Genomic DNA, 17480 nt, shown 5'->3' on the forward strand with positions numbered 1-17480 from the left:
AAGAGAGGATTTGCCGGACATCAAATGTCCCCGTTGTCATCGGCTGCTGGCGCGCGGCACGGCTGTGTTTATGGAGCTGTACTGCCGCCATTGTAAAATCTATGTCATCTTGCGGGCCACGAGCCCCAACCTCGCGGGCCATAGCGCCTCCTCCATGGAGGCACAGTGTCCACCCCCCGTAAACCTTATCATCCCCCAATTCTGAGCGCTTATCTGCCGCCTGACGGTAACCATCCTGATTACATCTTGGGGGCCACCGGTCCTCAAGGCTTTGGCCGCGCTGCCTTTTATGTGGCGCAAATCCCGTGCCGTGACGCGCGATCTATCATCACCACGCACCACTACAGCCATCGCGTCGTCAATAATAGCTACCTACACTTAGGCATCTTCCGCGAAGGAGCTCTGGAAGGGGTGCTGCAATGGGGGTATGCATTACAGCCCGCACGGGCTGGTGCTATTGTAAATGGAACCGTACAAGGAGAATATCTGGAGCTTAATCGTATGTGGCTGGATGACGAGGCCCCCCGTAACAGCGAGAGTCAGGCCATTAGCTATGCACTCAAATATATCAAACGGGCTTGTCCTTCCGTGGCTTGGGTACAGAGCTTCGCAGACGAGCGCTGCAAAGGCTTGGGCGTGGTCTATCAGGCGTGCAGCTTCCTTTATGTCGGCTGCCATAAAACCACTTTTTACGAACTGGATGGAGAGATATACCACGAGATGATGGCAAGGCGGAAAGATGTCCGGCGCGGCTTGTACTTGCAAGCCCACATCCACCGGGCAACAGCGCGCATATTGCGACAATTTCGCTATGTGCGCTTTCTCAAAACGGACTGGCAACGCCGCCTACGCCTGCCAATACTGGCGTATCCCAAACCGAACGAAGCGTAAAAGTAAAAAGGCGAGGATCGACCTCGCCTTTTTACTTTTATGTTGTGTGCCATTTTGCGCGCGAATCAGTGCCAACCGCGCCGCCCCCTTATTCACAGCGGGCACCAGATGGGCACCAAAAGAAAAAGCAGGATACATCCGAAATAGATGTAACCTGCTGTGATAACTTGGCGCGCCCAGGAGGAATCGAACCCCCGACCAAGAGCTTAGAAGGCTCCTGCTCTATCCATCTGAGCTATGAGCGCAGGACAAAACAACGGCCATGCCGTTGTTTTCGGGCCCACTATAGGGGCGGCGGTCCGCCGCGTCAAGACGCGGGCGCGGCTTGTTCCACGCGCCGATTGTCTGTACAGTCCCGGCACGTTAGGCCATAAAACAGCGCTTGACGGCAAGGAGGGCGGCGTGGAGCAGGATCAGAAGCGGGAGTCCGGCCGGAAACTGCAACGCGGGCTGAAAAACCGGCATATCCAGATGATCGCGCTGGGCGGGGCCATCGGCACCGGCCTGTTCTACGGTTCCGCCGCCTCCATCTCCCTGGCCGGGCCGTCCGTGCTGCTGGCCTATCTGCTGGGCGGAGCCGTGATCTGGCTGATCATGCGCATGATGGGCGAAATGGCCGTGGCCGAACCCGTGAGCGGCGCATTCAGCCACTTCGCCTACACGTATTGGGGCGAATTCCCCGGCTTCCTCTCCGGCTGGAATTACTGGTTTCTCTATGTGGCCGTGAGCATGACCGAGCTCTCGGTAGTGGGCATCTACGTCAACTACTGGCTGCCGGATTTCCCGCAGTGGCTCGCGGCCTTTCTGGTGCTGGCCGGGGTTACCGCCGTCAACCTGATTCAGGTAAAACTCTATGGCGAGCTGGAATTCTGGTTCGCTCTGATCAAGGTGGCGGCGGTTCTCGGCATGATCGGCCTGGGCGTGGCGCTGATCGTGCTGAACGCGGACCGGGGCCCCGGTGGAGCGGACGCGCCGGGCTTTGCCAATCTCTGGCGGCACGGCGGTTTTTTCCCGCACGGCATATGGGGCATGCTGCTCTCCCTGGTGCTGGTCATGTTTTCCTTCGGCGGCACGGAACTCATCGCGGTCACCGCCGGGGAGGCCGACAATCCGAAGAAAAGCCTGCCCAAAGCCATTCGTCTGGTGCTGCGCCGCATTCTGCTGTTCTACATCGGCGCGCTGGCGGTCATGATGATCATCTATCCCTGGAACAAGGTGGGCATGGACGGCAGTCCCTTTGTGCTGATCTTTTCCGGCCTGGGCATTCCGGCGGCGGCCGGAATTCTCAACCTTGTGGTGCTGTCCGCCGCCGTGTCAGTGTACAACAGCGGCGCTTACAGCAATGCGCGCATGCTCTACAGTCTGGCCCTGCAGGGCAACGCCCCGGCCTTTTTCGCCAAACTCAACCGCCACGGCGCGCCCTATCGGGGCACGCTGTTTTCCTCGCTCTGCACGGCAGTCATTGTGCTGCTCAACTGGCTTTTCCCCGGCAAGGTCTTTCTCTATGTGGTCTCCATCGCCACTGCCGCCGCCCTGCTGACCTGGGGCATGATCGCCCTCACCCACCTCCGCTTCCGCCGCATCCGCGACGCGCGCGCCTCCAGCGGCGACGGCGGGTTCCGCGCGCCGGGCTGCCCCTGGCTGAATTATGCCTGTCTGGCCTTCCTGGCGCTGGTGCTGGCACTGATGACCCAACTGGACGACACCCGCCCGGCGGTCCTGCTGCTGCCCCTCTGGCTGGGTGTGTTGTATACGGGCTTCCGGCTGAAAAAAGCGCGCGAAAAGCGCCGGGATGCTGCGCGGGACGCCGAGGCCCGGCCCCGCTGACAGACGGGCCGCTTTCAGGTAATGTGACGGCCATGCGCACGTCATTTCAAAATGTCCGGGAAGTGCTGGCCCATCTTGACGGCCTGGGCCTCTTCCATATGGATCTGAGCCTGAACCGCATGCACCGCGCTCTAGGGGCCCTGGATCTGACCCGGCCCCCCTTCACGGTGGTCCAGATTCTGGGCACCAACGGCAAGGGTTCCACAGCGGCCTTTCTGGCCTCGCTCTGCATGGCCCACGGCTGCAAAACCGGTCTGTACACTTCGCCGCACTTTGTCTCGCCCGAGGAACGCATCCGCGTGGACGGACGTACCTGGCCCGCCGAAAGCTGGACCGCGCACGCCAACGAGATCATGGCCGCGGCTCCGGACCTGACCTATTTTGAATTTCTCACGGTTCTGGCCTTGCTGCTCTTCCGGGAGGAAAAGGTGGACGTAGCCGTGCTGGAAGCGGGCCTGGGGGGACGGCACGACGCCACCACCGCCGTGCCCGCCGACCTGCTTTGCTACGCGCCCATAGCCCTGGATCACAGGGACGTGCTGGGGCCCACTCTCACGGCCATCGCAACGGACAAGGCCGCTGCCGTGCGTGGCCCGGCCCCGGTCTGCACAGCCCCGCAATTTCCCGAGGCGGCGCGTTGCCTTGAAGAAGCCGCACGCGCCCACAAGGCCATGCTGTTCCAGGCCGCGCCCCTGCCCGCCGCTTCCGCGCCCGGCCTTGGGCTGGCCGGACCGCACCAGCTGGTCAACGCCGGGCTGGCCCTCGCGGCCTGGCGGCATCTGGCCCCGCTGCTGGGCAAAAATGCCGACAACACCGCGGCGCAGGCGCACGGTCTGGCCCATGCCTTTCTACCGGGCCGCCTCCAATCCGTGCCCGGCACAAAGGACTACCCGCCAATGCTGCTGGACGGCGCGCACAATCCCCACGGCATGCGCGCTCTGCTGTGGGCGCTGGATGCGGCGGACATCCGGCCCGCCGGGGCTGTTTTTTCCTGCCTGGGGGACAAGGACTGGCGCACCTCGGCCCTGATGCTCAAGCATTGGCTGGGAGAGGCCCCGCTGGTCATCCCGGCCCTGGATAATCCGCGCGCCGCCGACCCGCGCGAGGTGGCCAGGGCCTGCGATGGCCTGCCCCCGGCCACGGCCACGGTTTTTGAAGGCCCGCGCGCCCTGCCCGACGCACTGGCAGCCGCGCGCCGTCTTGAAGGCGCAGGCCCTGAGCGGCCGGTGCTGCTGACCGGCTCTCTCTACCTGCTGGCCGAATTTTTCGCGCTCTTTCCACATTTGCTGGCGGCCGTACCGCCAAAGGCCCTGCCATGAACGAGCTTTTTCGCGCCATCCCGGCCACGGATCTCTGTCTGGACGCCCTGATTGTTGCCGATCAAAATCTGGAAGCGGCTCCGCGCGCTCTGCTGCGCGAACTGGTCACACAGTTCTGGGACGCCCGGCGGGAGGACATTCGCGCCGGACGCTGCCGTGAGGCCGCCCAATTGAACCTGGAGGCCCAACTGCCCGCCTTGCTGGCGTACGTCCGCGCCGGGCTGCGGCCCCGGCTCAGGCCCGTGCTCAACGCCACAGGCGTGGTGGTGCATACCAATCTGGGGCGCTCCGTGCTGGCCGAGGAGGCGCGGCAGGCCGTGGCCCTGGCCGCCGACGGCTACTGCAATCTGGAGCTCAACCTGCGCACCGGCGGGCGCGGCAGCCGCTACGAACTGGTGGAGAATCTGATCTGCCGCCTGAGCGGGGCCGAGGCCGTGCTGGTGGTCAACAACAACGCCGCCGCCGTGCTGCTGATGCTGGACGGCTTCTGCAAGGGCGGCGAGGTGATCGTCTCGCGCGGCGAGCTGGTGGAGATCGGCGGCAGCTTCCGTATTCCGGAGGTCATGGAAAAAAGCGGCGCGCATCTGCGCGAGGTGGGGGCCACCAACCGCACCCATCTGCGCGACTATGCGGCGGCCATCAACGAAAACACCCGCGCCCTGCTGCGCGTGCATACGTCCAATTACCGCATCGTGGGCTTCCAGTCCTCCGTGCCCCTGCCGGAGCTGGCGGCTCTGGCGCGCGAACGCGGCCTGCCGCTGTTTGAGGATCTGGGCAGCGGCAGCTTCATGGATTTTTCGCCCTACGGCCTGCCCAACGAGCCCACCGTGCCCTCGGTGCTGGCGGGCGGCGCGGACCTGGTGACTTTTTCCGGAGACAAGGTGCTGGGCGGCCCCCAGGCCGGAATCATCGCCGGGCGCAAAGAGCTGGTGGACAGGCTCAAGAGCAATCCCCTGACCCGCGCCCTGCGCTGCGACAAGCTCTGCCTGGCCGCCCTGGAAGCCACCCTGCGCCTCTATCTGGACCCGGACAAGGCCCGCGAGCGCATCCCCACCCTGCGCCGCATCTGCCTGCGGCCCGAAGAACTGGCCAGGCGCGCCCGCGCCCTGGCCGTCCGCCTGCGCAAAGCCTTGGGCGGGGACTGCACCGTAAGCGTGCGCCCGGATGTCTCGCGCGTGGGCGGCGGGGCCTTTCCCCAATACGACCTGCCCACCAGCCTGGTCGGCCTCAAACCCGCGCGGATCAGCGCCACGGCCCTGAAAAACGCCCTGCTGGCTACCGACCCGCCCCTGCTGGGCCGTTTGGAGGACGACCACTTCTGCCTGGACCCGCGCACCCTGGAAAACAAGGAATACCCTCTGCTGCTGCGCGCACTGCGCATGGCGCTACAGGCGGCGGAAAGCAATCATAACCGACAAGGAATATAATCATGGAAAAAACACTTGCCTACAAACCGCAAAGCGCCTGGGAAACCTACGCCGATGCCAAACAGCGCAAAAGCATGGAAGCCCTGGCCGCCCGTTACATCGACTTTCTGACCCGCTGCAAGACCGAGCGCGAAACCGTGGATTATGCGCGCGAGCGCCTCAGCCAGGCCGGTTACAGCGAGGATTTCAGCAAGGAGCGCGTGCTGCGTCCCCTGCGCGGCAAGGCCCTGTTCGCGGCCCGGCGCGGCTCCGAACCCCTGGAAGAAGGCCTGGCGCTCATCGCGGCCCACGCGGACACCCCGCGTCTGGACTTCAAGCAGCGCCCGCTCATTGAGCAGCCCGGCGTGGCCCAGGCCAAGACCCACTATTACGGCGGCATCCGCAAGTATCAGTGGCTGGCGCGGCCCCTGGCCCTGCATGGGGTGGTCATTCGCGAAAACGGCGAAAGCCTTGCGGTGAGCATCGGAGAAAAGCCGGGCGAGCCGGTGTTCTGCATCGCGGACCTGCTGCCGCATCTGGCCCAGAAACAGAGCAGCCAGACCATCAGCGAGGCCTTTGAGGCCGAAAAGCTGAACATCATCCTGGCCCACAGCCCCAAGACCGTGAAAAAGGGAAAGGACAAGGACGCGCCCAAGGAACCGGTCAAGGAACAGCTGCTGGAGATTCTGCACAAAAAATACGGCATCAATGAAGAAGACCTGATCACCGCCGAACTCCAGGCCGTGCCCGCCGGACCGGCGCGCTTTGTGGGCTTTGACAAGGCCCTGGTGGGCGGTTACGGGCAGGACGACCGCATCTGCGTGTTCACGGCCCTGGAAGCCCTGCTGTCGGCCGAAAACGGCGCGCGGAACATGGCCGTGATCTTCTGGGACAAAGAGGAAATCGGCTCGGACGGCGCCACGGGCGCGGCCTCGCGCTTTTTCCAGTACTGCGTGGAAGACCTGGCCCGGGCCTGGGCTCCGGGCACGCCCGCCTCGCACGTGCTGCTGCACAGCCGGGCCCTTTCCGCCGACGTGCAGGCCGCTCTGGACCCGGATTTTCAGGAAGTTCACGAAAAGCAGAACGCGGCCCAGCTGGGCTACGGCCCCTGCTTCTCCAAGTTCACGGGTTCGCGCGGCAAATACGGAGCCAGCGAGGCGGACGCCGAATTTTTCGGCGAACTGCGCGGCCTGTATAATGCCAAAGGCATTCCCTGGCAGACCGCCGAACTGGGCAAGGTGGATCTGGGGGGCGGCGGCACAGTGGCCCTCTTTCTGGCGGCTTACGGCATGCGGGTCATCGACCTGGGCCCGGCCGTGCTCTCCATGCACAGTCCCTTTGAACTGGCCAGTTGCGCGGATCTCTACGCCACGTTGGAAGCCTACAGGACCTTTCTGGAAGCCTGAGTCTTTTCCGGCCCAGGTTGTTGAACCGGCCACCCGTCATACGGCGGGTGGCCGGTTTTTTACTCAATACACCGCATCACCCAATTTATAATTCATGCTGCAATAAGGCCCGTTGCTCCAGAGATTGCTTATAGTCCACAAGAATTTTTTTCGGTGATCCGATACGTTGTACCTTTCCCCCGTCAATCCAGATCAAGGTGTCGCACCGCTCCACTGTTGTCAGTCTATGCGCGATGGTAATGGTTGTAATGCTCTGGGGAAGAGAAAAAATGGTATTCATAATGGCGGATTCCACGCCGCCATCCAGTGCACTTGTAGCTTCATCAAGAATGAGCACAGACGGTTCCGCGTACAAGGCGCGGGCAATGGACAGTCGTTGCGCCTGTCCTCCAGACAGGCCGCCGCCGCCTTGTCCCAAAGTGAAGTTGATGCCACGCTGCTCCACGATATCCAGTTCGGCCATGCGGCAGGCTCGCAGAACCTTCTCTTCATCCCACGGCTTGCCCCATTGGCTGAAGGCCACGTTTTCCGCCAATGTTCCCGGAAGAATGTAGGGATTCTGCGGGACATAGCCTACACGTGCACAGTAAGCGGCCCGATCGGCAGGCGACATAGTCCTGCCGTCCACAAGCATTTCCCCCTCTGTTGGCTCGATCAATCCACTCAGAATGGAAGCAATGGAACTTTTTCCCGCACCGGACTGGCCGATAATGCCGACTTTACTTCCGCATGTAATGGAGAACGAAATGTTACTCAGACAATCAGCCTCAGCCGTGGGATAACGGAAAAAAACATGCTCAAACGAGATGCTGCGTCGCAATACGAAGGTAGGAGAAGGGTCCGGCAATGAGGACACAGGATGCTGCAGAGCTTCTTCCACTTTGTCCAGGCAGTCGAGAGCGGCATGGCGTGTTCCGCGTACAACCACCAAAGCGCCAAGGGAGCGGTTGAGCAATGGCAGCACGCGCCAGGCTATCAGCATGATCATGGTCAGCACAGCTGTGATATGCACCATGGAACTGTCTAAAAAGGTCAGCATAATCCAGAGCGTCACAACAATAGACAGAAAACCGGCTGTTTCCAGTATCCATGTCGGCGCGGAAGGAGCAATACTCAAAAAAGTTCTGTATGGTATGCCTTCTTTACAGGACTTTTCAAAATTTTTGAAAAAGACGTCTTGCTGACGATATATGAGCATTTCGCGTACGCCGTGCATGGCGTTCATGGTCACCTTGTTTTGTTCCCGTGCCCATTCGGCGGCCTCCAATCCTGCGTGATCCATCGATCCTCTGAGACGTCTGTATATAGCTACGGCAAGACCGATTATAACGGCCATAACCAAAAGAATGATACCTGGCGTGGCAACAACAAGAGCCAATGCCATTGCAAGCGCAATTGCGGCGTAACTGTATACCGACATGAGATGTATAACCATGCGCCCCAGTTGATCACGCCACGACAAAGCCTGAAACATGGCGCCGCTGTCACCTGCCAGGTGCTGAATATAGGGGCTATATAAAAAATGCTGAAAAACTGTTTCACCGGCAAACAGGGAGATGCGTTCGCCCAATTGGTTAGTTTTGTAGTTAACGAAAGCTGAAATGGCATTTTTGGCTGCAATCAGACCCGCCGCCAGCGCCGCGATAAGCAGGGCGAACTGGCGCGGATCCGCAGTAAGCCCTTGTAGCTGGGGGAAGTGGCTCAAAAGGCGCGCGGCGACAGGGTGAGAGAGTATCCGTTCCGGCGCCGTGATGCTGACAGCAAGAAAGGAGATAGCGGCAATGGAGCCGATTTCCAGTACGGCCTGCAGCACCACACAGGCAAACACGCGTCGTATGGCGCGTTGCAGGCATTTCGGCAACGCCTTGAATATCCGCACAAAGTCGGCAAAGAATTTTGAAAAAAGCGATGGCAACATGATCCTCGTTAATCCGATCAATCAGGCTGGGTGTTTTCCGTCAATAAAGCCTACCACGTCATGCAGCCTGGCCGGGATGTCAATATGCTGCGGACAATGCTTGAGACAATGGCCGCAACACTCGCAGGCCGTCGCCTGTGAGGTGGGAGGAATGGCGCGATACACAAGAGCGAAATCGCCGCGCTTACGATGATTATAGGCGGCAAACACGCCCGGGATGTCTACCCCATGCGGACAGGGCGAGCAATAGCCGCAACCGGTGCAAGGGATGTCGCCTGAGGCGCGATAGATAGCTGCCACCTTTTGCAAAATGGCTCGCTCATCATCCGACAAGGGACGAAAGCGTTTCATGGTCGCAAGATTGTCTTCCACATGCGCCATGGCGCTCATACCGCTGAGTACCACCATGACGTTGGGCAGTGAGGCCGCGTAACGAATGGCCCATGAGGCCGGGCTGGCCCCGGACGCGGCCTTGAGCAGAGTGTCGGCTTCAGCGGGTAAATTAGCCAGCGAACCGCCGCGCACAGGCTCCATGATGACGGCAGGCAAGCCGCGCTCTTCCAACAACGCATAAAGCCATTTGGCGTTACACGCTTCCCAGTCAACGTAGTTAAGCTGAATTTGGGCAAAGTTCCAGGTATGCTCATCCAGAATCTGCCGAAAGACCTCAGGGGAATCATGGAAGGAAAAACCTATATGCCGCACCAGCCCCTGTTCTTTTTTCTCACGCAGCCAAGCATAGATGCCGAGTTGCTCCGCCCTCGCGTACAAAGAGGCATTCAATCCGTGCAACAGATAGAAATCGAAATAGTTCACGCGGCACTTCTTGAGCTGCGATTTGAACATATGCTCCGCTTCATCTCGCGATTTCAGCGTCCATAAGGGCAGCTTGTCCGCCAAAAAATAGCTCTCGCGAGGATGCTTATTCAAAATTCTGCCCAGAAGCAACTCACTGATCCCCTTGTGATAAGTGAATGCCGTGTCAAAATAATTCACGCCTTCAGCCAAGGCACGATCAACCATGGCTTCGGTAAGGACCTGATCAATGGCGGACGCGCTTCCGGGCAGTAAGGGTAGACGCATGGCTCCGAAGCCGAGCAGAGAGACGTCAATGTCAAATCGGGCAATATATCTTTTCTCCATGCCTGACCCCATTTATTTGTCGCCGGACTGCATAGCTGGCGGAATGACCTCCGACTGCGGTGCACAGTAGCCGCAAGCCACGAAGGAATCTTTCTTATAAAAAGCCACCAGGCGTTGCCGCGTATCGCCAGTGATGTTCTCACGTAGACGAATGACGTCTTCCTCGGGAGTAGGCACTAATCCCAGCAACTCTCCAATGGAGGCGCGCGGACAGATGGCCAGCACGCCGTTGAGAATCTGCAGGCTGTGCTTGCACCAGCAGTTTGCGAACATCTTGCGGGTCTGTTCGGATGTATAGCCCTGGCCCTTAAGGGGATGCTGCCGATACCACGACAATTCCGAATAAAGCGGATGCCTGATCCCACGTTCATTCAGGCGGGCAACAGTTTCCTCGTAATGCAGCTGAGTCTTTAAGGCCGGGTTTACGCCATAATTGTTGATGGCCAGATAGACCTTGTCCTTATGCCGTTCAATGGCGTCCAACAGCAGCTCGGAAGGGACAATGGTGCCGTTGGTAATAAGCTCCACAAGCTCAATCTTGCCGCAGGCGGCGCTGTAGTCGACGATTTCCGGCAAAGCTCTGTTCAGCAGAGGCTCACCTCCGTGCAGAAAAAGACGCTTGATACCGTCCACCCCGGCGGTAACGGCATCGAGCTCCCGCTTAAAATCGCTGAAGCCGAGGTCCATGTGAGTAAAATTTTTATGCAGTTCGGGATTCTCGAACAGAGGCGACAGGGCGATACAGTCCTGACAATGCAGCGTGCAGCGCGTGGTCAGTGAAAAGCCGATTTGAGGCAGGCAGAATCGGCTTTTACTGTAAAAATCTTCCAACTCGTCCACCAGAAAACGCCGTACATAGTCGAGCTTTTTGCGGGGATCAAGAAAATGCCCTTCATGCCACAGCATGAATTTTTTCAAATCATTGACAAAACGATTTTCCGCGTTGCGCACGAAATATCGATGAAAAAAGCTGTCTTCGACGCAGTAGCGCTCCTGAAGCTCATGCATGTCTTTTATCTCCCGCCAGCCGGGCGCGCAGAATAGTGCCATAATCCCTGAACTGCCTGTTTTTCATGATTCTACTCGTATTGGTAGCGTGAAGCCTCCGCATGACGGAAATCATCTCCAACTTTTTGCAGATAATGCCGTATTTCTCCATGCGCAGAAGGTAATCAACCGCCTGACCGGCACGATAATTTTCATTAAAAGTGCCCACGAGCTCCGGTACTCTACAGTGCATGAGCACGGCCCCGGTCATAAGGCCAAAGTACGGCAAGGAACGCGGCACAATTGCAGCGCGAGTGCGTTCATCGAGATCGGGTGAAATGAAATCTTGCGCCCTGGCCGCCACGGCCAGCAGGTCAACCTCCCCTTCCAAAGCATGCAACATGGTCGCCAGCGCTCCCTCACAAAGTACGTCGTCCTGATCCAGCATCATGAGATACGTACCGACGGCATGGACGATACCGGTATTACAAGCTCTGGCAATGCCGCTATGCGTCATCGGGATCACCGTACAGCCCATGGATGCCGCAATTTCGCGAGAATTGTCCGTGGAACCGTCGTCCACAACAATGATCTCCGCCGACACCCCCTGCCGCCAGACGCTGTCCAAGGTTTCTTGCAGATAGGCCGCACCGTTCCAGACCGGCATGACAATGGAAATCAGGACACTGGGATCGGTTTGTGGCATTATGAAAAGTCCTTTTTCCAGCTTAGGGAATGGTAGTCGCCATAGCCCCAGTTGCCAAAGCAGTTGGCACACTCGGAATGCGGCGGGTAACCCACCATTTGTCTGCGTCGTAGCCGCAGCATGGCCGCTGTATTGAAGCAGTCCGCGTCATGGAACACATTACCGCATGAGCCGTCCGGCACCACCTTGCGCAGACAGCCGCCTATATCTCCATTGCCGTCCACATTGATGACCGCGCAATAAGAGCGACAGGAATTACAGGGCGTCATATAGTCGGGATAAGGGGGCAGGTCGATGGGGTACCTCCGGCCTTCGGCCAGTTCCGCGATGGTTGAGATAATCTCCGTATCCTGGGCGGTAATGATCTTCGCCATTTGCACTTTGTCACTGGCATCATAGCAAAGCGGATTATACAACAGCAGATGGGACGGCTCCAGCGTATCACAGAGATCAAGTACCTTCCGCAAGTCATCGAGCTTGTCCCTGTCAACAATATAGGAAATGCAGACCTGGCGGCAGACCCGCCGGTAGACGCCCCATGAACGCATGACACTTTTAAAGCCGTCAACACCGGTGTAGGAATTAAAGGAATTCCGGTCGTGTCCATAGAGGCTTACGCTGATACGCGAAAAACAACCGTCCAGTTCGCCCACTTTTCCAGAGTTAACGCCATTAGTATCCAGAATGATACCCTTGCCCGCTTCGGCCAGAGAGCGCACGATGTCCGAAAATTCCGGGGCCAGCGTGGGCTCACCCTGCCCAGCCATGGCGAAGACGGCAATGCCAGGGTATTGCCCCAACAAAGCGCGAACCACTTCCAGACTCACGGGCGGCGTTTGTCGCACGCCGATTTTGGCGCGGCGGCACCACGAGCAGGCCAGATTACAGCGCGAGGTCATAAAAAGTGTACAAGCGGGAGGTTCTGCATGGCAGGCGTTGCCCAAGACCCCCATGGGCGAAACTATACCAAGTGCGTGCTTCATCAGGGACGGCTCCGTAGCGTTCTGCAGCGCTGGGCTTGCAGTTTATCAAGGGCGGCAAAAAATTGCAGAAGCTCGTTATGTTCAAGACAGGCAAGCAAATGTTTATCCTCATCCCCCAGAACCCCGACAAAAGTGTCGGCATCGAACTTCGGGCAGGTTCGAACAATCTTGAATAGCTGTCTGTTTTTAGCTTCAATAAAACGCCGTACAGATGCCCTTCGGTTACGGGCGGCAATATGAATAAAAAGAGCAAACAGCGAGGCCAGCACATAATTGAAACTGGCAGCGGAAACCACGTCTTGTGTGGCCAGTTGCGTGATCATACCCAAGGCCCGGTAATGGGAAATGATGGTGCGGACATCCGGGGCGGAAAAAGAGGCCGAACCACGCCGGGGCGTGATAAGCGCATGCGCCGTGTCGTCAAGAGCTATGCGCTCGGCCCGCAGGGCGGCGCTGAAAGCGAAAACCAGATCTTCCGAGGCATGCAGCCGCTCGGAAAAGCGCAGTCCGTGCTCCCGCAGAAAGGTCGAGCGATAAATGGCCGAGCAGAACTGGATATAAAAATTATTCTTGTCCTGGCGAATTTTGGCGTTGATGCTGTAATTGATCCCGGAATGCCCCAAGTACGCGTAATTGCCCTTGGCAATGTCGGCCCCCTCCCGCCGCGCCGCCGTAAGCAGGCGCTCGCAAAAATCAGGAGCAAGGGCGTCGTCGCTGTCCACAAAGGCCATGTACTCGCCAGCGGCGGTCTCAATGCCGGTGTTGCGGGCGCGGGAAACGCCCCTGTTGCGCTCGTGCCGCAAAATGCGCACCCGCGCGTCGGCCAGCGCATAACGACGCAGCATAGACAAGGAATCGTCAGTGCTGCCGTCGTCCACGCACAACGCCTCGATATCTGTCACGGTCTGCTCCAATACGCTATCGAGACAGGCGGGAAGCGTCTTTTGCGTGTTGAAGACAGGGATAATGATAGAGAGAATGGGCATCACTGTTTGCTTTGCTTTCTTCGCGCGGCAAGCAAGTCACGCCTGATTTTTTCGCGCATATATTTATCAGTAAGCTGTGTGACAGCAGCTAATGTTTCTGGATTTCTCCTTGTATATGCAACACTATTTTTATGCATTCTGCGCCGGACATAAACTCTATCTAAACAATGTGAAATATCAACATTATGTATAAAATATATTCTATATAACCATTCATGATCACCATAAGCGCGTAGATTTTCAACACGCGGCCCTACTCGCAAGATCATTTCACGCCTAGCAAGCATTGTTGTATGAAAAACTTTTGTCCCTCCAAAAAAAATTTTGGTATAAATATTAGGGTCCATCTCTCTTTTCATATTATCATCATCAAAAAAATCTTCCACTTCTGTAAAAACAATTTCACATTCTGGGTGTTGCTGTAAGTACTCCATCTGAGCACTAAGTTTTCCCGACAAGTAATAGTCATCACTATCAAGCCAAGCCAGAAATTCTCCTGAAGCTTTCTGAACACAAAGATTCCGCGCAGAAGCATCATCCATGCCACAATTTTTTTTGTAAAAATATTTGACTATATTAGGATCATATTGCTCTACAGTTTCAGCAGTCCTGTCGGTTGAGCCGTCGTCAACAACAATAATTTCTAACGGGCGATAATCTTGGATAATAACAGAATCAATTGCCTGTTTGATATATTTTTCGCGATTAAAAGTTGGTATCATAACAGAAATAAGGGGAAATGACATTTTTTACCATCCCTATTGATATTTTCAGCTATAATAGTATTTTTATTTCTTACCTTGTTGTTTCAAAACAGTATTTTTTTCAGCAAAAAATTTGTCATCAAAAAATCTATCATACCTGTTTGTAATAAATTTTTTTTTAGAAATGAAGGGACGTATTGTTCCATTAAGATATTTTTTCAATTTTTCAATATCAATTTCTTGCCCATTATATGTTGAAGAAAAAGTATAACCATCATAGTGAATATCTTTTGCTTCTGAAATTTGTATTATATTAAATTTATGAGGTTGGGAAAATATATCTGTACTCGGAAATAATATGAATGATCCCATATACACATTATCAATATCATCAATACATTTTTTTATTGTTGTAAAATCAGCAATCAATTCTTCTTTTGTTTGTGATGGGAGCAATCCCATCAGCCAAGCGTGCGTTTTGACGCCATTGGCATGAAAACAATTCAAATTCTGAATAGAATTTTTTGCTAAAATTCCCTTGCGGATAAAGCGCAATAATCGTTGATTGAAAGTCTCCACCCCAAGCATCACCATCGTGAGACCACATCTCTTCGCCCGGGCAATCAATTCATCAGAATAATGAGGTGATACTTTCATATAAGCGAGCCAATGAATATACTGAGAAAATGCTTCTTTCTCCAGCTCAGGAATCCAGCGAGAAAAAAACTTGGGCTCAATAGCCTCATCGACAAAGGTAAAATTATTAACCGCATAGGTAGTATGTAGAAATTTCAAATCGGCGTTAACTTTTTCGATGGACTTTTGTCGAAAGTTGGACCTCCATTTTTTATCGAAATCACAAAACGCGCACTTTCCCCAAAAACAGCCTCGCGAAGTTTGATAAGAAAGCATAGGCTCCGGGGTTAGATATAGCGATTGATCGATTCCGACATAGCAGGGAGGAGGTAACGCCTCAACATTTTCCACAGCCTCCATCGTGCAGGTCACTGTGTCACCCGCACGATATGCGAGGTTTGGAATCTCACCTAACTCATATACTCCATTATATATATGGTTAACAAGCATTGCTGTACATGTTTCACCTTCTCCTGTACATACATAATCAAAAAAATCAAAAAATTGTTCCCATGCTTGCCGATTACAGTTACGCAAAATAATAGTACAACTGCCGCCTGCTATCAGTGTAATATCTGGATGCAGTTTTTTTAAAAAAATTGCCCAAAGGCAACTCGCCGCAAGCTGATCAAGCGAGGTTATGGAAATTCCGGCAACAGGAGGCAAGTTATTCAAAATCGGAAAAAGATTGAAACGGGAAATAACATTAAAAAATGGCGTAAAATCGTAACCTTCAAGAAGTTGGGGGAGGCGAAGATGAAGACGGTTGGAGCGTTTGCGCTTGTTAATCCACAGCGCGCCATAAAATGCACTAAGCACTCCGCGTTGAAAATCATTGAGAGTTGGATAAGCAGCGCGCAAGGCTGCAAGATCCATTTTGTCCTTACTCAGCCAGTCAATGGACTCCAGATATTCCTCATAAGAATGAACACCACTCGATTCGAAAGGCTCAACCTTCTCATGATAAAAGAATTTCGATTTAATCAACGCCCAAGCCAAACGCCGGCGTTTGATAAACAGCTCATGAAAATAAAGAATGCCGATATCGATCTGCTGAGCTTTCCAGCCTTTTTCTTGCAATACCCCAACAAGACATGGAACAGCGCTGAACGGAGTATAAATATCCCAGTAGGGTAAAGAGAAAAAAACAATATCACTATGCAAGGCAGTTCCCACGGAATGCTGCTTGCATATATTTACCGCATGTTCAAGTGACAACGCCGCTTTTTTTTCAAGCATTCCCTCCTCCTTGTACTGTTAGAGATCCCCTTAATCTCTAACCTGGTATTTCTTGAAATTGCCTATCTCTTCGGCAAGTTGTCGTTTTTCGCGAAGTTCAGCGAAAATAATATTCGCTATTTTTGAATTTTTGGCTTTAGAAGAAGATGGAGGATACTTTAAAATTTCACGGAGATCATTCTTGATGGTATCGTCTTGGACCTTTTCTATATCTGCAAGAGTTGTCGAACTACGATATTTTTTAATTGTGTAAAAAGTATTTTCCCAATTTTCAAATACAACTTTTTCTTCATATCTTGAAAGCATTACCTGAGCTTTTATTCCCATTTGACGGCGAAGTGTTTCATCTCGCAAAAGAACACGAAGGGTATCAGCCAACGGTTTGACTCCTCTTCGGGCGACCAACAAGCCATTTTCGCCATGTCTGATGATTTCATTTACCCCGGCGCAATCAGCAAAACCGACAGCAGGTAACCCATAGCTTTGCGCTTCAATCAATGCATTTGGAAAACCTTCAAATGAAGATGGAAGACAAAAAACTTGCGCTGCAGCATAGTAGTCACCAATATTGTCAACAGATCCTATAAGTCGTACTCGTGCAGTTAATCCAAGTGCATCAATTAACGACTGATAGTCTTTCTTAAGTGGACCATCGCCGCATATGTAGCAGTCCCAATCTATAAATTCATGCTGTAAAAACACAAAAGCTTTAATTAACGTCACCAACTGCTTTATTGTTTGCAGTCGCGCTACGGCAAGAATAATTTTACGCTGAGAATTTTTTTTAGCCCAATCAATGATGTGTGGTTCTGGTGCCGGATTGGGAATTATAAAAATTTTTTTATGAAAAAAATCGGGCAGAGAAGCCGCATAGCTTAAGCAAAGGAGGACAATTCCATCAGCCGCAGCCATACATGCCAAACGTTCTTTTCGATTCCAAAAATATTTCTCCGCAGCTTGAGGAGCACTACGTTCAGCCCAGAGTAGCGGAATATTTGCTGACTTGCATAGGATAGGAATCCATAATCCTATGCGTGTTGAGTTAAAACAACAAAAGACATCAATATGAAGGTTTGTCAACAATTGTTGTGCATCATAAATTGACTTGGAATCTTTCAATTGCAAATCATACCATTTAATATTTTTCGGAAGCGGATATGCAGGTATTCCGAGTCTATTTCCTGTACAAAAAAGAGTGCATTTGTGTCCTCTATTTTGCATCTCGTGTGCAAGCTTAATGCCGCTGCGTTCTGCTCCACCTTTTCCCATACAAAGAAATGGAATAAATAATGCAATATTCATAATTACCCCAATGGATATTTACAGCCA

General features: G+C 54.4%; 15 protein-coding genes and 1 tRNA gene. 6 read left to right on the top strand and 10 right to left on the bottom strand.

Features of this window, described 5'->3' with window-relative positions:
- The first annotated feature begins 70 nt into the window (after positions 1 to 70).
- Entirely contained in the window at positions 71 to 205 is a 135-nt protein-coding gene (locus AXF13_RS17455) for a hypothetical protein (protein WP_417926387.1), read from the top strand.
- Positions 166 to 891, top strand: a complete 726-nt coding sequence (locus tag AXF13_RS09345) for a Mom family adenine methylcarbamoylation protein (protein WP_223299893.1) — start codon at positions 166 to 168, stop codon at positions 889 to 891. The genes AXF13_RS17455 and AXF13_RS09345 overlap by 40 nt, the downstream gene beginning before the upstream one ends.
- 168 nt (positions 892 to 1059) lie before the next feature.
- Here AXF13_RS09345 and AXF13_RS09350 read toward each other — a convergent pair.
- A tRNA-Arg gene (locus AXF13_RS09350) sits at positions 1060 to 1136 on the bottom strand.
- A gap of 157 nt (positions 1137 to 1293) precedes the next feature.
- On the opposite strand from AXF13_RS09350, the gene AXF13_RS09355 reads away from it, so the two are divergent.
- Genes AXF13_RS09355 through AXF13_RS09370 form a run of 4 tightly spaced genes read left to right on the top strand, consistent with a single transcriptional unit; the run spans position 1294 to position 6849 of the window.
- Positions 1294 to 2718 carry an amino acid permease gene (locus AXF13_RS09355; protein WP_223299894.1) on the top strand — a complete coding sequence of 475 codons (1425 nt, stop codon included), beginning with the start codon at positions 1294 to 1296 and terminating at the stop codon, positions 2716 to 2718.
- A 32-nt stretch (positions 2719 to 2750) separates the two neighbouring features.
- Positions 2751 to 4037, top strand: coding sequence for a bifunctional folylpolyglutamate synthase/dihydrofolate synthase (locus tag AXF13_RS09360; protein ID WP_062252846.1), 1287 nt, complete (start codon positions 2751 to 2753; stop codon positions 4035 to 4037).
- A complete protein-coding gene (selA, locus tag AXF13_RS09365; RefSeq protein WP_062252848.1) occupies positions 4034 to 5464 on the top strand; it encodes an L-seryl-tRNA(Sec) selenium transferase in 1431 nt (476 codons plus the stop codon). Before AXF13_RS09360 ends, selA begins: the two co-directional genes overlap by 4 nt.
- Before the next feature lie 2 nt (positions 5465 to 5466).
- A complete protein-coding gene (locus tag AXF13_RS09370) occupies positions 5467 to 6849 on the top strand; it encodes an aminopeptidase (RefSeq protein ID WP_062252850.1) in 1383 nt (460 codons plus the stop codon).
- Positions 6850 to 6934: 85 nt separating this feature from the next.
- Here the strand turns inward: AXF13_RS09370 and AXF13_RS09375 are convergent, their stop codons facing one another.
- The 9 genes from AXF13_RS09375 to AXF13_RS16075 are packed head-to-tail and all read right to left on the bottom strand — an operon-like array spanning position 6935 to position 17453.
- Positions 6935 to 8767 carry an ATP-binding cassette domain-containing protein gene (locus AXF13_RS09375; protein WP_062254807.1) on the bottom strand — a complete coding sequence of 611 codons (1833 nt, stop codon included), beginning with the start codon at positions 8765 to 8767 and terminating at the stop codon, positions 6935 to 6937.
- A 21-nt stretch (positions 8768 to 8788) separates the two neighbouring features.
- Positions 8789 to 9910: an aldo/keto reductase gene (locus AXF13_RS09380; RefSeq protein WP_223299895.1), complete on the bottom strand. Its 1122-nt coding sequence runs from the start codon at positions 9908 to 9910 to the stop codon at positions 8789 to 8791.
- Between the two features lie 12 nt (positions 9911 to 9922).
- The gene (locus AXF13_RS09385) at positions 9923 to 10918 is read right to left on the bottom strand and encodes a radical SAM protein (protein ID WP_062252851.1); all 996 of its coding nucleotides are present in this window, start codon (positions 10916 to 10918) and stop codon (positions 9923 to 9925) included.
- Positions 10911 to 11603 (bottom strand): glycosyltransferase family 2 protein, encoded by a 693-nt coding sequence (locus AXF13_RS09390; RefSeq protein WP_062252853.1) that lies wholly within the window; start codon positions 11601 to 11603, stop codon positions 10911 to 10913. Before AXF13_RS09390 ends, AXF13_RS09385 begins: the two co-directional genes overlap by 8 nt.
- Positions 11603 to 12586 (bottom strand): radical SAM protein, encoded by a 984-nt coding sequence (locus AXF13_RS09395; protein ID WP_083522049.1) that lies wholly within the window; start codon positions 12584 to 12586, stop codon positions 11603 to 11605. Before AXF13_RS09395 ends, AXF13_RS09390 begins: the two co-directional genes overlap by 1 nt.
- Complete coding sequence (locus AXF13_RS09400; RefSeq protein WP_062252856.1) at positions 12586 to 13572, bottom strand: glycosyltransferase family 2 protein; 987 nt, start codon at positions 13570 to 13572, stop codon at positions 12586 to 12588. Before AXF13_RS09400 ends, AXF13_RS09395 begins: the two co-directional genes overlap by 1 nt.
- Positions 13572 to 14318 carry a glycosyltransferase gene (locus tag AXF13_RS16065; RefSeq protein WP_083522050.1) on the bottom strand — a complete coding sequence of 249 codons (747 nt, stop codon included), beginning with the start codon at positions 14316 to 14318 and terminating at the stop codon, positions 13572 to 13574. The genes AXF13_RS09400 and AXF13_RS16065 overlap by 1 nt, the downstream gene beginning before the upstream one ends.
- Positions 14319 to 14360: 42 nt before the next feature.
- Positions 14361 to 16151: a B12-binding domain-containing radical SAM protein gene (locus AXF13_RS16070; RefSeq protein ID WP_083522051.1), complete on the bottom strand. Its 1791-nt coding sequence runs from the start codon at positions 16149 to 16151 to the stop codon at positions 14361 to 14363.
- A gap of 30 nt (positions 16152 to 16181) precedes the next feature.
- Positions 16182 to 17453: a glycosyltransferase gene (locus AXF13_RS16075; RefSeq protein ID WP_083522052.1), complete on the bottom strand. Its 1272-nt coding sequence runs from the start codon at positions 17451 to 17453 to the stop codon at positions 16182 to 16184.
- Between the last annotated feature and the right edge of the window lie 27 nt (positions 17454 to 17480).

Source organism: Desulfovibrio fairfieldensis, assembly GCF_001553605.1.
GTDB classification, from domain to species: domain Bacteria; phylum Desulfobacterota; class Desulfovibrionia; order Desulfovibrionales; family Desulfovibrionaceae; genus Desulfovibrio; species Desulfovibrio fairfieldensis.

Excerpts from the sequence above, each read along its gene's own strand:
- AXF13_RS17455 (WP_417926387.1), top strand. The coding sequence starts at position 71 with ATGGAGCTGTACTGCCGCCATTGTAAAATCTATGTCATCTTGCGGGCC.
- AXF13_RS09360 (WP_062252846.1), top strand. The coding sequence starts at position 2,751 with ATGCGCACGTCATTTCAAAATGTCCGGGAAGTGCTGGCCCATCTTGAC.
- selA (WP_062252848.1), top strand. The coding sequence starts at position 4,034 with ATGAACGAGCTTTTTCGCGCCATCCCGGCCACGGATCTCTGTCTGGAC.
- AXF13_RS09370 (WP_062252850.1), top strand. The coding sequence starts at position 5,467 with ATGGAAAAAACACTTGCCTACAAACCGCAAAGCGCCTGGGAAACCTAC.
- AXF13_RS09375 (WP_062254807.1), bottom strand. The coding sequence starts at position 8,767 with ATGTTGCCATCGCTTTTTTCAAAATTCTTTGCCGACTTTGTGCGGATA.
- AXF13_RS09380 (WP_223299895.1), bottom strand. The coding sequence starts at position 9,910 with ATGGAGAAAAGATATATTGCCCGATTTGACATTGACGTCTCTCTGCTC.
- AXF13_RS09385 (WP_062252851.1), bottom strand. The coding sequence starts at position 10,918 with ATGCATGAGCTTCAGGAGCGCTACTGCGTCGAAGACAGCTTTTTTCAT.
- AXF13_RS09390 (WP_062252853.1), bottom strand. The coding sequence starts at position 11,603 with ATGCCACAAACCGATCCCAGTGTCCTGATTTCCATTGTCATGCCGGTC.
- AXF13_RS09395 (WP_083522049.1), bottom strand. The coding sequence starts at position 12,586 with ATGAAGCACGCACTTGGTATAGTTTCGCCCATGGGGGTCTTGGGCAAC.
- AXF13_RS09400 (WP_062252856.1), bottom strand. The coding sequence starts at position 13,572 with ATGCCCATTCTCTCTATCATTATCCCTGTCTTCAACACGCAAAAGACG.
- AXF13_RS16065 (WP_083522050.1), bottom strand. The coding sequence starts at position 14,318 with ATGTCATTTCCCCTTATTTCTGTTATGATACCAACTTTTAATCGCGAA.
- AXF13_RS16070 (WP_083522051.1), bottom strand. The coding sequence starts at position 16,151 with ATGCTTGAAAAAAAAGCGGCGTTGTCACTTGAACATGCGGTAAATATA.
- AXF13_RS16075 (WP_083522052.1), bottom strand. The coding sequence starts at position 17,453 with ATGAATATTGCATTATTTATTCCATTTCTTTGTATGGGAAAAGGTGGA.